The sequence below is a fragment of the Neorhizobium sp. LjRoot104 genome (assembly GCF_964253725.1).
Lineage (GTDB): Bacteria > Pseudomonadota > Alphaproteobacteria > Rhizobiales > Rhizobiaceae > Neorhizobium.
Genome location: NZ_CAXURS020000002.1, coordinates 949873 through 965031, shown reverse-complemented (window position 1 = coordinate 965031; position 15159 = coordinate 949873). Strand labels below are relative to the sequence as shown.

Here is a 15159-nt window from a genome sequence, read left to right as displayed (position 1 = left end):
CCACGCTTCCTTCTCTCGGAAAAGGTCTTACCCATGCAGTACAAGAAGACACCAGCATCGCTTCGAAGCGCGCGTTGGTTTGCGCCCGACAACCTTCGGAGCTTCGGCCACCGGTCGCGAATGATGCAGCTTGGTTATTCCGAGAAGGATTTCGGTGAAAAACCGGTCATCGGCATCCTGAACACCTGGTCGAAACTGAACACCTGCCATGCCCACTTCAAGGAAAGGGTCGTGGACGTCGAACGAGGAGTGTTGCAGGCAGGCGGATTCCCTGTCGAGATGCCGGCGCTTTCCGTCGATGAAAGTTTCACCAAACCGACATCGATGCTCTACCGCAACATGCTGGCGATGGAGACGGAGGAGATGATCCGCTCTCATCCGCTTGACGGCGTCGTTCTGATGGGCGGATGCGACAAGACCACTCCCGGTCTCGTCATGGGGGCGATCTCGGCAGGAGTGCCCCTTATCTACCTGCCCGCGGGGCCGATGCTGCGAGGCAACTACGCCGGCAAGATCCTCGGCTCAGGCTCGGATGCCTGGAAATACTGGGACGAAAGGCGCGCGGGTAATATTTCGGATGCTGAATGGCTCGGCGTCCAGGGCGGTATCGCCCGTTCCGCCGGAACGTGCATGACGATGGGTACTGCGAGTACGATGACCGCGATTGTTGACGCCATGGGCCTCAGCCTTCCCGGGGCATCCTCCATCCCAGCTGTCGATTCCAATCACCAGCGAATGGGAGCAGATAGCGGCCGTCGAATTGTTGAGATGGTTTGGGAAGACCTGACACCGGACCGTATCATCACCGAAGCTGCCTGCCGGAATGCCGCGATCGTCGCAATGGCAATCGGTTGTTCCACCAACGCGGTCGTACACCTGATCGCGATGGCGCGCCGGGCGGGAGTCAATCTGTCCCTCGACGATCTTGATGCCCTCGGCCGGGTCACCCCCCTGATAGCCAATGTCCGCCCCTCGGGGAAGGACTACCTGATGGAAGACTTCTATTATGCCGGCGGGCTGAGGGCGCTCATGGCCCAGCTGGGTGACCGACTGGATCTTTCCGCGTTGACGGTTACCGGGCAAACCATGGGTGAAAACCTCGAAGGCGCGCAGGTTTACAACGCCGACGTCATCCGTCCGCTTTCCAATCCCGTCTACCATGAGGGTTCGTTGGCCGTGCTGCGCGGCAATCTGTGTCCTGACGGATCGGTCATCAAGCCTGCCGCGTGCGATCCGAGATTTTATGAACACGAAGGCCCGGCACTGGTCTTCGATAGCTATCCGGAAATGAAAAAGGCCATCGACGACGAGGATCTTGATGTCACCCCTGACCACGTTCTGGTGCTGCGCAACGCAGGTCCGCAGGGCGGGCCGGGATTTCCCGAATGGGGGATGTTGCCGATCCCCAAGGCGCTGATCAAGCAGGGCCATCGCGACATGCTTCGGATTTCCGATGCGCGCATGTCGGGCACCTCCTATGGAGCGTGCGTGCTGCATGTCTCTCCGGAAAGCTACATCGGCGGCCCGCTGGCCTTGCTGAAGACGGGCGACATAATCCGCCTCGACCTTCCGAACCGTCGCCTGGACATGCTGGTCAGCGATGAAGAGCAGGCGCGGCGACGCGCCGAATGGCAAGCTCCCGAGCCACGTTTCGAACGTGGTTACGGATGGATGTTCTCACGCCACGTCACGCAGGCCGACAAGGGCTGCGACTTCGATTTCCTTCAATCCGATTTCGGCCGCACCGCGGGCGAACCCGATATCTACTGAGGTCACCATGACAGACTACATCCTCTCCGAAGCTACCCGAGCGAAGTACAAGAAGATCTCCACCGCCTCGATCGCGACCGCCCTTTATAAACGCGGACTTCGAAACCAGTTCATTCAGGGCGTCCTTCCCGTCGCCCCGAAGATGGAAAACATGGTCGGACAGGCATTTACGCTGCGATACATCCCCGCGCGCGAAGATCGGAACCCAATCACGATTTTCCGGGATCCCAAGCACCCGCAGCGCGTTGCGATTGAAACATGCCCTCCGGGCTGGGTTCTGGTGATGGATGCGCGCAAGGATGCCCGCGCCGCCACCGCGGGGTCAATCCTGATTACCCGCCTGGCGTTGCGCGGTGCGGCGGGCGTAGTCTCCGACGGCGGTTTCCGAGATGCGGCGGGTATCGGCGAATTGGATATGCCGGCTTACTGCGCCAGACCCTCGGCACCCACCAACCTGACCCTTCACGAGGCTCTCGATATCAACGTACCGATATCGTGTGGCGATGCGCCGGTTTTCCCAGGTGATGTCCTGGTCGGAGACCGAGACGGCGTCATGGTGATCCCGGCCCATCTCGCAGACGAGCTCGCTGACGAATGCACCGGGATGGAAAGCTACGAAGATTTCGTACTCGAACAGGTCAAGTCGGGCGAGGCCATCATCGGCCTGTATCCGGGGACGAAAGAGGAATATCAGACGAAGTACGAGGCGTGGCGTAAAGACAACGGCCGCTAGGCGTCCGGTCTCCGACGGCGATTCCGCTAGAGCAATTCCGTCCTTTTCTGAATCGGATGGGGTTCCCGAATCGGCTTTATTTAGATGCACAGATGCTGGCTGGATGGAGGCCAGCATCTCATGACCGCACCTTTTTCGAATGATCATCGTGAGCGTGTTGTTGCAGCGGTGTCGAACGCGGAAAGCGGTCGAGTTGCCGCGCGCTTTGAGATCGCCGTCTCTTCGGTGGTGAAGTGGTCGCAGCGCTATCGCGCGACCGGATCGGTTCGTCCTGGCAAGATGGGCGGCCATCGCAAACGTATTCTGGAGCCACGTCGCGGCTTCATTGTTGAGCGGCTCGATCAGAACCCACATCTGACGCCGCATGGCCTGAAGGCCGAGCCGGCTTCGCACGGCAAAATCGTCTCGCACAACACAATTCGGGAATTCATCCGCAGAGAGGGACTGCGCTTCAAAAAACGCTATTCGCCCTTAAACAGGCACGCGCCGACGTCGCCCGCAGGCTAGAGCGATGGATGAGCTTGCAACGGCCTCGTCTCGCCCTGTCGAGCCTTCCAAAACGTTTTGGCTTGACTCCCAAAACGTTTTGGAGAATTCTCAACACAATTCTCGGGAGGAAGCTCTTGGCCAATTTGAAGCAGCTCGCGCAGTCGCTGGGATTGTCGATCACCACGGTTTCCCGTGCGCTTGACGGCTACGCCGATGTCTCCGCTGCGACCCGCGAGCGGGTGCGCGAAGCGGCCGAGAAGGCAAGTTATCATCCTAACGCTTCGGCGCGCAGGCTGCGCAAACAACGCGCTGAATTGGTAGCGGTAACGTTGCCAAGCGATCCGGGCCATATTGGCCCTCCCCATTTCATCGACATGCTGTCCGGCTGCGCCGAACACCTGGCGGCCGCCGGTCTCAATCTTGTCATCGCGCCCGTGCCGCACGGCGTGAGCGAGCTTGAGATCTGCCGCCGTTTCGTCGATGGCCGCCGCATCGATGCGATGCTGCTGGTGCGCACCAAGCGACAGGACGAGCGGGTTGAATTCCTGCAGTCACGTGGCATTCCCTTCGTCACCAACGGCCGGACCGAAAGCCCCGTACCGCATCCGTTTATCGACGGCGACGGCTTTTCCGGTTTCCGGACCGCGACGCTGCGCTTCCATGCGGCAGGTCACCGGCGCATCGGCCATATCGCCGGGCCCCAGGAATATTACTTCGCCCATGTCCGCCGCCGCGGCTGGCAGGCGGCGATGGAGGAATGCGGGCTTGCGACCGACCTCTGCGCCGCGGGGACACCGCTCGAACAGGGTGGTTATCTCGCAGCCCTCGAACTACTACGCCAGCCGTCGCGGCCGACGGCACTCGTCTGCGCCACCGACGAGATGGCGATCGGGGCGCTTCGGGCGCTGCGCGAAGTCGATGGCGGCAACCACATCAGCATTGTCGGCCATGACGATCTGCCGATGGGCGCCTTCACCAGCCCGCCGCTCTCGACCATGCGCATGACCGGCGAGAACCTCGGAGCGAGCTTCGCCTCGCTGCTGTTGCGCACCATCGCCGGAGAACCGGCCGAAGAACTCCAGGAGCTTCATGCGGTCGAATTCGTCGACCGCGACAGCCACCGCCGCCCACCCTTGGCGGCCTAGACAGCAGTGCATCCGAGACAAAGAACAATGAAGGAGGAGGAGAAGATGAAACTTATCATGTCACTCGCAGTTCTGGCTTCCACGGCGCTGGCATTCGCCTCGCCGGTGGTCGCCCAGACGGTTTTCGTATCCACCCAGCTTCGCCCGATCGAGGAGGCGACCGTTGTCCGCCAGGAACTCCTGAAGGATGCCGGCAAGGTGGACTACGTGGTCGAGGAACCGCCGCAGTTCGCGGTGCGCATGGAGGCCGAGCGCCAGGCCGGCAAATATACGGTCAGCTTGGTCGGCGCCCTGCATGGCGAACTTTCGCCGCTCGCCGACAAGGGCCAGTTGGAGCCGCTCGACGATCTTGCCAAAAAGCTTGCCGCGGGCGGCATGCCGCAGTCGGTTCTGGATCTCGGCAAGCTCGGCAAGCCGACCCAGCAGTATATCCCTTGGATGCAGGCGACCTACGTGATGGCTGCCAAGAAGGAGGCACTTCAATGGCTTCCGAAAGGCGCCGACGTCGATACCCTCACCTACGATCAGTTGATCGAGTGGGGCAAGAAGATGCAGGAAGCGACCGGCCAGCCGCAGATCGGCTTTCCCGCCGGTCCGAAGGGCCTGATGGCACGCTATTTCCAGGGCTATTTCTACCCGTCCTTCACGGGTGGAGTGGTCCGTACTTTTCAAAGCGCCGATGCTGCCGCCGGCTGGGAGAAGCTGAAGGCGCTGTGGGCCTATGTGACACCGAACTCGACGAATTACGACTTCATGCAGGAGCCACTGGCGGCTGGTGAAGTCATGGTCGCGTGGGATCATGTCGCGCGCCTTAAGAATGCCATCTCCGCTTCACCGGATGATTATGTCGTCTTCCCTGCCCCGGCCGGCCCGAAGGGCCGTGGATATATGCCGGTCGTTGCCGGTCTGGCGATCCCGAAGGGCTCACCGGACAAGGCCGGCGCCACCAAGGTGATCGAGCATCTGACGATGCAGAAGACCCAGTTGCTCACCGCGTCGAAGGTCGGCTTTTTCCCGACGCTAAACGTTCAGCTGCCGCCTGATCTCGACAAGGGCGTAGCTCTGCTTGCCGGCGCAGTGACCAAGACGCAGGCGTCCAAGGACGCCGTGATCTCACTGCTGCCGGTCGGGTTGGGCGACAAGGGTGGCGAGTTCAACAAGGTCTATATGGATAGTTTCCAGCGGATCGTGCTGCAGAACGAGCCAATCGCCGACGTGCTCAAGACGCAGGGCGCCAAAATGACCAAGCTGATGACCGACACCAAGGCTCCCTGCTGGGCTCCGGACGCCAAAAGCGACGGCCCTTGCCCGGTGCAATAATCCTCCCGGGAGGCGTCCGGGCGCGAATGCCCGGGCGCTTCTTATCCTCCAACATGTCCGAGGCGGGAGCCGATGACCCATAATCGACCGTGGATCCCCTATCTGCTGATCCTGCCGTCAGTCGCCTTTTTAGGCCTGCTCTTCGTCGTGCCGCTTTTGCAGACGATCTGGCTCGCCGTATCGGACAACGGATCCCCGTCACTTGCCAATGCCGAGCGCATGGTGACCGATATCAACTTCATCCGCTCGGTCAAAAATACTTTTCTCCTGACGATCGCGGTCGTGCCGGTGCAGATCGCCATCGCACTCGCCATGGGCACGATGGTTGCAAAGGTCGGCCGCGGCCGCGAGACCATTCTGTGGATCTGGACCATCCCGCTCGGCATTTCCGATCTCGCTGCCGGCCTCGTCTGGCTGTCGATCCTGCAGAATAGCGGTTATTTCAACTCGCTCCTCTTCGGCCTCGGCGTCATCGGCCGACAGGCGAGCTGGCTGTCCTACCAGACGCCGGTCGCGCTCTTTATTGCCATCGCGGTGGCGGAAGTCTGGCGGGGGACCGCTATCGTCATGGTCATCATCGTCGCCGGCCTCAACCAGGTGCCGAAGGAATTCAAGGAAGCCGCCGAGATTTTTGGCGCCGGCCCGTGGACGCGGTTCTGGCGTATCACCCTGCCGCTGATCCGGCCTGCCTTGCAATCAGCATTGATCCTGCGCACCGTGCTCGCCTTCGAAGTGTTCGCTGTGGTCTATGCGCTCGGCGGCCGCAATTTCCCAGTCTTGGTCGGCGAGGCCTACAACTGGCAGAACCAGAACCAGAATTACAGCGTCGCGGCAGCCTATGCGGTGCTGATCATGATCATCTCGCTCGCCGCCACCCTCATCTATCTCAAGGCCTTGAAGGTCGATCCGGAGCGCTTGCCATGAGCGACATGACCATGAGCACGACCGAGAAGCCGGTGAATGCTGCCGGGTTCATCTCCTCCCGCCGCTGGCTGCTTTGGAGCGGCGTCGCCGCACTCTGCGCCTGGGTCCTGGTGCCGATCTATCTTGTGGCGCTCGGCGCACTCGGCGGCCGCCAAGGCGTTTATATCTGGCCGAAAACCGGCCTGCCGACCGGCATTTCGCTCGAACCGTTCGCCCTGTTCCTGCAGACGGAGGGCGTCCTCCAGTCCTTTCTGAATTCGCTGGGCGCGGCTGGCATAACCGTCGCGCTGTCGATCATGCTCGGCGCTCCGGCAGGTTACGCGCTGGCCCGCTACAATTTCTGGGGCAAGGACAGTTACCGGCTTCTGATCCTGCTCACCCGCGCCTTCCCGCTGGCGATACTGGCGCTGCCGCTCACTGTCTCCTTCATCCAGCTCGGCCTCTACGACACGATCGTCGGCGTCGGCCTGATCCACACGGTGCTGGCGCTTCCTTTCGCGGCACTCGTCACCCAGGGCATATTCCTCGGCGTGCCAAAGGAGCTGGAGGAGGCTGCCTGGGTGTTTGGCTGCACCCGTCTGCAGGCCTTCTTCAAGGTCGTCGCGCCACTCGCCTTGCCCGGCATCGTCGCCACCGCGGTCTTCGCCTTCGTTATCTCCTGGAACGAGGTTTTTGCAGCTTCGGTACTTACGGTTCGTAACCGAACGCTTACTGCCTATCTGCTGACGATACTCTCCGAAAGCCCGATGCACTACCGCTTTGCCGGCGGCCTGATGCTCATCCTTCCTTCAGTTGTCTTCATCTTCGCGGTCAGGCGCTACCTCTTCGCGATCTGGGGCATCTCCTCCAAATGACGGGACCATCGACATGGCCAATATTGTCATCGACCGCATCCGCAAGAGTTTTGGTGCCTTTGAGGCACTGAAAGAGGTCTCGCTGACGATCAACGACGGCGAGTTCGTATCGCTGCTCGGCCCCTCGGGCTGCGGCAAGACCACGCTCCTGCGCATCATCGCCGGGCTCGAAACCGCGACATCGGGCGACATCCGCATCGGCGACCGATCGGTAATCGGCCTGGCGCCCAAGGATCGCGGACTGGCGATGGTGTTCCAGAACTATGCCGTCTTCCCGCATATGACGGTCTACGAAAACGTCGCCTTCGGCCTCAGGATGCAGAAGGCCGACGACGCGCGGGTGAAGGCGCAGGTGGAAAAGGCCGCCGGCCTGCTGCATATCGAGCAATATCTCGACCGTTATCCGAACAAGCTTTCGGGCGGCCAGCGCCAGCGCGTCGCGGTAGCACGCGCGCTGGCCGTCGAGCCGAAGGTTCTGCTGATGGACGAGCCGCTTTCCAATCTCGATGCGCTGTTGCGGCTGGAAATGAGAACCGAGTTGAAAACCGTGCTGCAATCCGCCGGCACGACGACGATCTATGTCACCCACGACCAGACGGAGGCGATGGGCCTGTCGGATCGCATCGCTGTCATGCACGATGGCACAGTCGAGCAGGTCGGCCATCCGGTGGAGATCTACAATCACCCGACAACGCGTTTCGTCGGCGGGTTCATCGGCAACCCGCCGATGAACTTCATCAAGGTGCAGGTCTCGAACGGCCAGGTGGCGGCGGGTTCCGAACAGCTTGCGGCGCCAAAGGATGTCTGCGGTGAAATCGTGCTCGGCCTGCGCGGCGAGGCGGTCGAACTGGCACCGCTGCCGCAGGGCCTGGAGATGAAGGTGAGGGTCGCCGAACCGATGGGTTCACATCTGCTCCTCACCGGCTCCATCCACGACCAGCCGGTGCGGGTCATCCTGCCTGCTTCCGAAACCGTGAAGGGCGGCGACACGATCGGTCTGAAGCTCGACCGCAAGCGCATCACCTGGCTTTCGCCCGAAAGCGGCAAGTCCTTTCCGGCCGTTTCAGCCTGAGCATACCGGAGTACCCGACATGAACGTGCATATCGACGACGCGAAGCGCATCCTCGTTGCCAATGACCGCGGCGGCTATACGGTGCCGACCGACCGGCTCTATCCTTTCCAGTGGAACTGGGACTCCGCCTTCGTCGCCATGGCTTTCGCGCTTTACGATGCCGACCGCGGCTATCGCGAGCTGGAGCGTCTGGTCGAGGGGCAGTGGGCGGACGGCATGATCCCGCATATCGTTTTCCACCAGCCGAGCGACACCTATTTCCCCGGTGCGGCCGTCTGGCGCACCAAGCATACGATCCCGACCTCCGGCATCACTCAGCCGCCGGTCTTCGCAATCGCGCTGCGTAAAGTGCACGAGGCCGCCGGCCCGGATGCCGATACCCGCACCCTGCCGCTCTACGAGGCTGCTCTGAAATGGCACCGATGGTGGTATTCCGCCCGCGATCCGGAAAGCACCGGCCTCGTCGCTCTCTTGCATCCGTGGGAAAGCGGCAGCGACAATTCCCCCGCCTGGGACATCGCGCTCGCCCGTGTGCCGATGACGACCGACACACCGGTCCTGCGCAAGGATACGGGTCATGTGAACGCCGCAATGCGTCCGCGCGACGAGGACTATAGCCGCTTCATCCATCTGGTCGATACCTATGCCGCCTGTGGTTGGGAACCTGCAAAACAGTGGGAAAAGGCCCCGTTCAAGGTGGCCGAAATCCAGACGACGGCGATCCTGCTGAAGGCCGGCGAGGACCTCGAACATCTCGCTCGCGAGCTTGGCCGCGGACAAGATGCCGCCGAGATCGCCGCGTTCAACGGCCTGACCCGCCAGGCGATGCTGGCGCAGTGGCGCCCTGCCCTGTCGCGCTTCGTCTCCCGCGACCTGGTCTCCGGCGAGGATGTCGAGGCTCCGACCCAGGCGGGCTTCATTCCGCTCCTGTCGCTCGACCTGGAAAAAAGCATCGTCGATGCGCTGGTCGATGAAATGAAGGCCTGGTCGAAGGGCCTCAAAGTCGCCTTTCCGACCACCAAGCCGGGCATTGCCGGCTGGGAGCCGAAGCGCTATTGGCGCGGCCCTGCCTGGGCGATCATCAACTGGCTGCTGATCGACGGCCTGAGGCGCAACGACCGTCCAGACGCGGCGGAAGAGCTGCGCAGATCGACGGTTGCAGCCATCGAGGCGGAAGGCTTTGCCGAATATTTCGATCCGGTCACAGGTGAAGGCTGCGGCGGACTCGGCTTTTCATGGACAGCCGCCGCCTATATGTGGCTGACGATGTCAACGCCACGGCTCTAGCGGCTCCCAGCCGTCATTCGTTTCCGCGGATGAACCAGGCCAGGGAATTACGGGGACTGATCACGTATTCAGGCTGGGCGTTCCGCCCTAGCCTGGATACGTGTTTCCGCAGAGGAGCCGGCATTCTGCGGTGGTCATGCCCGCATCGTGGATGTGTTTTCGAAAAATTGATGCCGAGATCGGCCGCCTGCTTCAGGGTTTTGGCATTCCTCACCGCCCAAAACCCCTGTGCCACTCGTTGGGACCAAGGGTGATGCAGCCCAGCGCCGGGCGTGACCTCTCCGGCCGGCCCGGCCAAGATTGGCATAATCCATTATCACACCCTGCCCGGTTTGGCCTTGGCACATTGCTCCCTGTCTACCGCTAACTGATACAATTGGAAATTTCCAAGGCATTTTATGGGGCTGCTGTGAAATTAGGCAAAAAGTTAATAAGGCTATTGTCAATTCCAAAACTGCTGATACGGTCGGTGTACCAATCGAGTGATACACGATGTTTGCCATCGACGCTTCCAGCATTGACCGCTCCCTGCCCGTTCCGGTGGGCAAGCAGCTACATGGGCTATTGAGCTATATGCTATCCTTCGGCGACCTTCCGAAGGGGGTAAAGCTGCAGTCGGTGCGTCAACTGGCGGCCGAACTCGACATGGCACCGATGACGGTGGCGGGTGTGTACAAGCAGCTTCGCGCTGAAGGCCTCGTCGAAATTCGCACCGGCCTCGGCGCCTTCACGGTCTACGAGCCGCGCCGCCGGGATGGTGTCGTCGCTCCCGCAAGCGTGCTCAGCGCCGATATCGACAGCCTGCTCGAAAAAGCCGAAGCGCTCGGCATTTCGCCGATCACGCTCGCCTCGATGGTGCAGGCGCAGGCGAGACTACGGAAACCCCGCGTCCATCTCGACATCGTCTTCGTCGGCATATTCGAGGCGCCGGCACGCGACTATGTCGAGCAGATTCGCCCGACGCTTGCCGCTAACGACGTGATCTCTCTCCTGACCTTCGAACAGATCCGCGACAGCGAGGAAGCGCGGGCAAAGTGCCGCAACTGCGACCTGGTACTCACCTTCGTACATCGTGAAGTGGAGATGCGCAGCCTTGTGCCGGAGGCCAATATCCTTTCCATCCGCTTCATTCCGTCGGAACGCACACGCCAGGCGCTCGCCCAGCTCGATCCGCGTACCCGCGTCGCAGCCGTCACGCAGCTCAAGGACTATATCGCCATCATGCGGCCCAGCGTGCGCGAGTTCGCGCCGCATATTTCCGACATCACCGTCGCGTGGTCCTATGCCGAGGATCTGTCCGACATCATCGCCCGTTGCGACGTGGTGATCTACGCTTCCGGCGCGGACCACGTCGCCGATCTTGCCGGACCCAGCAAGCGCTGCTTCGAATACCGCCACTCGCCGGATCCGGGCGTGCTCGAGAACCTTCTCGCACCCGCACTCGCCGAACTGCGCCACAACAAGATCGCCGATGCAGACGCTCCCGCAAAATTCGCCGACATTACGTCGCGGAGGACCAAGACCCGCTGACGACATACGCCAAGCTTTGAATGAACCAAAACCAATAAGGGAACAGACATGAGCAAAGCACTTCCGGTCACAGCCGCCGCCCTCTTCGCAGGGCTTTCGTTCACCGCCCTGTCTTCAGCGCAGGCCGCGACCGTCACCATCGGCACCGATGTCGATGCCGGCACGCTCGACCCGCGGCTTGCGCGGGACACGACCGCCTACCGCGTCGCCGACCTCATCTATTCCGGTCTGGTTCACCTGACGCCCAGCCTCGAAGCAAAGCCGGACCTCGCGGAGAGTTGGGAAAACCCGAACCCGACCACCTGGATCTTCAAGCTCCGATCCAACCTGAAATTCTCGGACGGCAGCTCGCTGACGGCGGCTGACGTTGTCTTCACCTTCAGCTCGATCCTGAACAAGGACTTCAACGCGCCCATGCGGGCGCTCTACACGCCTATCTCGGCCGTGGAAGCGGTCGATCCCCAGACTGTGAAATTCACGCTTTCCGCACCCTATGCGCCGCTGCTCAGCTATCTCGACATCGGCATCGTTCCAAAGGCGCTGGTCGAAGGCGGCACGGATATTGCGCTGAAGCCGGTCGGCGCAGGCCCGATGAAGTTCGCCTCCTGGACGCGCGGCAGCGCGATCCAGCTCGAGCCCAATCCGAATTACTGGGGCGAGAAGCCGAAGGCGGAGAAGGTCAATATCAAGGTCATCGGGGACGGCTCCGCTCGCGCCCAGGCCTTCGAAGCCGGCGACCTGGACATTATCCAGTCGCCGCTGGCTCCCCAGGACATCAAGCGCCTGCAGGCCGACAAGCGTTTCGGCGCGGTCGTCCAGCCCGGCCTCGGCGTTACCTACATCAACTTCAATACCAAGGACTCGCTGCTATCGAGCCCGAAGATGCGGCAGGCCTTCTCGATGCTGATCGACCAGAAGACCATCGTCAACGACATCTACCAAGGTGTCGATGCGACCGCCTCCTCGATCATCCTGCCCTCTTCCTGGGCGTATTCGAAAGATATCAAGCAGCCAGGCTTCGATATCGAAGGCGCCAAGAAGCTCTTCAAGGAAGAAGGTTGGGCCGACACCAATGGCGACGGGCTTCTCGACAAAGGCGGCAAGCCTCTGAGCGTCGTACTGTCCACCCACAGCGAAGACAGCAATCGCGTCCAGACCATCGAATTCATGCAGGCAAACTTCCAGGCTGCCGGTGTCGAGGCCAAGACGCAGATCAGCGACTGGCCGTCCTTCTCCACCAACTACGTGCAGAAGTCGCAGCATCAGATTGCCCTGCTCGGCTGGCTGAACATCGTCGATCCGGACCGTCTGCTGTTTGCCCAGCTCACCACCGGTGGTTCGACCAACTGGGGCAGCTATTCCAACCCGGCAGTCGATGACTTGCTGAAACAGGGTCGTTCCGCGACCACCCAGGCAGACCGAACCGCCGCCTATCAGAAGGCCGCGACGATCCTGGCGAGCGACCTGCCTTATTACATCGTTTCCTACCAGGGTTATCAGCTCTTCTATTCCAAGAAGCTGCCCTTTGAAGTGCAGGTGACCTCGCGCGGCAACATGCGCGGCCTGATCGGCCTCAAGGACTGAGACCCGTGATCGCGGGCCGGTTGATCCGGCCCGCATCCGATGACCGAAATTGCAACTCCAGGATAAACCGATGGCTTTCTCACAGCGTCTCGGCGCAGACTTCTATGCCAAAATTCAGGCCGAAATCCGCAGGCGCATGGCGGTGGAAGGCATCGACCTGTTGCTTCTCGATTCCAATGACGACGTCATCTACACGACCGGCTTCTCGCATTACACGACCGAGCGGCCGGTGGTCGTGGCGATTACGGCGACGGACGCCTTTCTCCTGTTGCCTGAGCTGGAGCGCACCCATGCGCAACATCAGCATATCGCGGCGGAACCGGTCGTCTATTTCGAATTTCCCGGGATCGACCCGTGGAATGCGGTGCTCGGCCGCAAGTTTGCCGGTTTCAAGGGAACGGTTGCCTATGGTCACGCCATCTCGCTGGCACGAGTGAAGCCGATCGAGGGCGCCTTTCCGCATGCGGAGCGGGTGATCCCGAGCAATCTCGTCCAGCAGATGCGGCTGCGGAAACACCCCGAGGAAATCGCACTGCACCGCGAGGCGGCGCGGCTTTCCGACCGCATGGTGGAAGCCGGCGTCGAGATGATCCGCGAAGCGATGCGCAAGGGTGGTCAGTTGCCGAGCGAGGTGGAAATCGAGTCCTATGTCTCGCGCCACGCGATGCGCACCATGCACGAAGAGCATGAGGACGTCATGCTGGTGCAGGGGCTGGCGAGCGGGCTCGTCTATTCCGGCCCGCGTTCAGCCTTCCCGCATGGCATGCCGACCGGACATCCGGTGAAGATGGGCGAGAGCATCATCCTGTCGCTCGGCTGCCGGGTTGGCGCCCGCGCTTCGGAAAGCGAGCGCACCTTCTTCATCGGCGAGCCGTCAAAGGTGCAGGAACAGCACTATGCCGTCGCCTATGAGGCCCAGCGCATGGCGACCGCGGCACTGATCGCCGGGAATACCTGCGCCTCTGCCGACAATCTGGCGCTCGCCTATATCCGCGACAGCGGCATGGGCGAATACCTTCTGCACCGGGTTGGCCACGGCATGGGTATCATGTTCCATGAGGCGCCCTGGGTGGAAGGCGGCGACCAGACCATTCTGGAGCCGGGCATGATCACCTCCAGCGAACCGGCGATCTTCGTACCGGGTTTTGCCGGATATCGCATTGCCGACACCGTGCTGATCACCGCCGAAGGGCCGGACAGCATGACCGTTTATCCCCGCAAGCTCGACGACGTCGTCATCTCCTGAGGTTGGAAAGATGGGTTTCAGCCAGCGCCTAGCACCGGAATTCTTTCACCGCCTTCACCGCGACATCCGCACCCGCATGGCCGAAAAAGGCATCGGCTTGCTCATCCTCGATACGGCCGATGACGTGCTCTACACGACAGGCTTTTCCTTCCGGCCGAATGAACGCCCGGTGGCGCTGGCATTGACGCCTACGAACGCCATAATGCTCATCCCCGAACTGGAACGCGAGCATGCCGACCGGCAGGACGTGGCGGCCGAAACGCTCGTTTATTTCGAATTTCCCGGCGTCGATCGCGCCTTCTCGCTGCTTGCTCGCACGGTGGGCGCCATAAAGGGCGACGTCGCCCACTCCTTCGGCCTGTCGGTCGGTCGAGCGGCGGAACTCGCCGGCCTCTTCCCGAACAACCGCGTCGCACCGACGGATATCGTCACCGGGATGCGGCAGGTGAAATATCCGGAGGAACTGCGGCTGCACCGCGAGGCGGCCCGCATTTCCGACGCCATGGTTCAATCGGGCGTCGATCTCGTCACGGAAGCCTTCCGGGCCGGCAGGCCGCTGCCGAGCGAGATTGCGCTCGAAGCGCATGTGGTGCGCCGAGCACTCGACATCATGGAGAGCGAGCACGAGGACATCATGAACGTGCCGACGCTGGCGGGTGGGCTGGTTTACGGCGGACCGAACTCGGCCTACCCGCACGGCATCATCTCGCATCGCCGCATCCAGCCGGGCGAGAGCTTCATCCTGTCGCTCGGCTGCCGGGTGGGCGGTCGTTCGGCCGAAAGCGAACGCACCTTCGTGCTGGGTGAACCGAGCAAGGAACACGAGCAATATTATGCCATCGCCCATGAGGCGCAGCGGCTCGGCACGGCAGGTCTCGTCGCCGGGCGCACCTGCGCCTCCGCTGATATCACGGCGCTGACCTATATCCGCGAACAGGGCATGACGCCCTATCTCAAGCACCGTGTCGGCCATGGCATGGGTGTCGCTTTCCACGAACCGCCCTGGGTCGAAGCGGGCGACCCGACGATTCTTCGCGAAGGCATGATCTGTTCGAGCGAGCCTGCGCTCTACGTGCCTGATATCGGAGGCTTCCGCCTCGCCGACACGGTTCTTGTCACCGGGCAGGGTCCGGATTCGCTGACGAAATTCCCCCGCCGCTTCGAGGAGATCGTGCTGTCATGACCTTCGTTCCGGCACATATCA

General features: G+C 61.7%; 12 protein-coding genes and 1 pseudogene. All 13 read left to right on the top strand.

Annotated elements, in window-relative coordinates; translation table 11 throughout:
- The first annotated feature begins 33 nt into the window (after positions 1-33).
- The 13 genes and pseudogenes from araD to ACSQ8R_RS26645 all read left to right on the top strand — a co-directional run bounded on the left by araD (position 34) and on the right by ACSQ8R_RS26645 (position 15138).
- Positions 34-1770: an L-arabinonate dehydratase gene (gene araD / locus ACSQ8R_RS26705; RefSeq protein WP_436256355.1), complete on the top strand. Its 1737-nt coding sequence runs from the start codon at positions 34-36 to the stop codon at positions 1768-1770.
- A gap of 7 nt (positions 1771-1777) precedes the next feature.
- On the top strand, positions 1778-2503 hold the full coding sequence (locus tag ACSQ8R_RS26700) for a ribonuclease activity regulator RraA (protein ID WP_436256354.1): 726 nt from the start codon (positions 1778-1780) through the stop codon (positions 2501-2503).
- A 120-nt stretch (positions 2504-2623) separates the two neighbouring features.
- Positions 2624-3030 (top strand): annotated as a pseudogene (locus tag ACSQ8R_RS26695) (IS630 family transposase); the annotation flags it as partial.
- Positions 3031-3126: 96 nt separating this feature from the next.
- A complete protein-coding gene (locus tag ACSQ8R_RS26690) occupies positions 3127-4137 on the top strand; it encodes a LacI family DNA-binding transcriptional regulator (RefSeq protein ID WP_436257291.1) in 1011 nt (336 codons plus the stop codon).
- Positions 4138-4182: 45 nt separating this feature from the next.
- Positions 4183-5457, top strand: coding sequence for an ABC transporter substrate-binding protein (locus ACSQ8R_RS26685; RefSeq protein WP_436256353.1), 1275 nt, complete (start codon positions 4183-4185; stop codon positions 5455-5457).
- 72 nt (positions 5458-5529) lie between these two features.
- Positions 5530-6381 carry a carbohydrate ABC transporter permease gene (locus ACSQ8R_RS26680; protein WP_436256352.1) on the top strand — a complete coding sequence of 284 codons (852 nt, stop codon included), beginning with the start codon at positions 5530-5532 and terminating at the stop codon, positions 6379-6381.
- Positions 6382-6386: 5 nt separating this feature from the next.
- Entirely contained in the window at positions 6387-7235 is an 849-nt protein-coding gene (locus ACSQ8R_RS26675; protein WP_436257290.1) for a carbohydrate ABC transporter permease, read from the top strand.
- Between the two features lie 13 nt (positions 7236-7248).
- Positions 7249-8307, top strand: coding sequence for an ABC transporter ATP-binding protein (locus tag ACSQ8R_RS26670; protein ID WP_436256351.1), 1059 nt, complete (start codon positions 7249-7251; stop codon positions 8305-8307).
- 19 nt (positions 8308-8326) lie between these two features.
- Positions 8327-9595 (top strand): MGH1-like glycoside hydrolase domain-containing protein, encoded by a 1269-nt coding sequence (locus tag ACSQ8R_RS26665; protein WP_436256350.1) that lies wholly within the window; start codon positions 8327-8329, stop codon positions 9593-9595.
- 492 nt (positions 9596-10087) lie between these two features.
- Entirely contained in the window at positions 10088-11125 is a 1038-nt protein-coding gene (locus ACSQ8R_RS26660; protein ID WP_436256349.1) for a GntR family transcriptional regulator, read from the top strand.
- Positions 11126-11173: 48 nt separating this feature from the next.
- Positions 11174-12709 carry an ABC transporter substrate-binding protein gene (locus ACSQ8R_RS26655; protein WP_436256348.1) on the top strand — a complete coding sequence of 512 codons (1536 nt, stop codon included), beginning with the start codon at positions 11174-11176 and terminating at the stop codon, positions 12707-12709.
- A 70-nt stretch (positions 12710-12779) separates the two neighbouring features.
- Entirely contained in the window at positions 12780-13955 is a 1176-nt protein-coding gene (locus ACSQ8R_RS26650) for a M24 family metallopeptidase (protein WP_436256347.1), read from the top strand.
- A gap of 10 nt (positions 13956-13965) precedes the next feature.
- Entirely contained in the window at positions 13966-15138 is a 1173-nt protein-coding gene (locus tag ACSQ8R_RS26645; RefSeq protein ID WP_436256346.1) for a M24 family metallopeptidase, read from the top strand.
- The last annotated feature ends 21 nt before the right edge of the window (positions 15139-15159 follow it).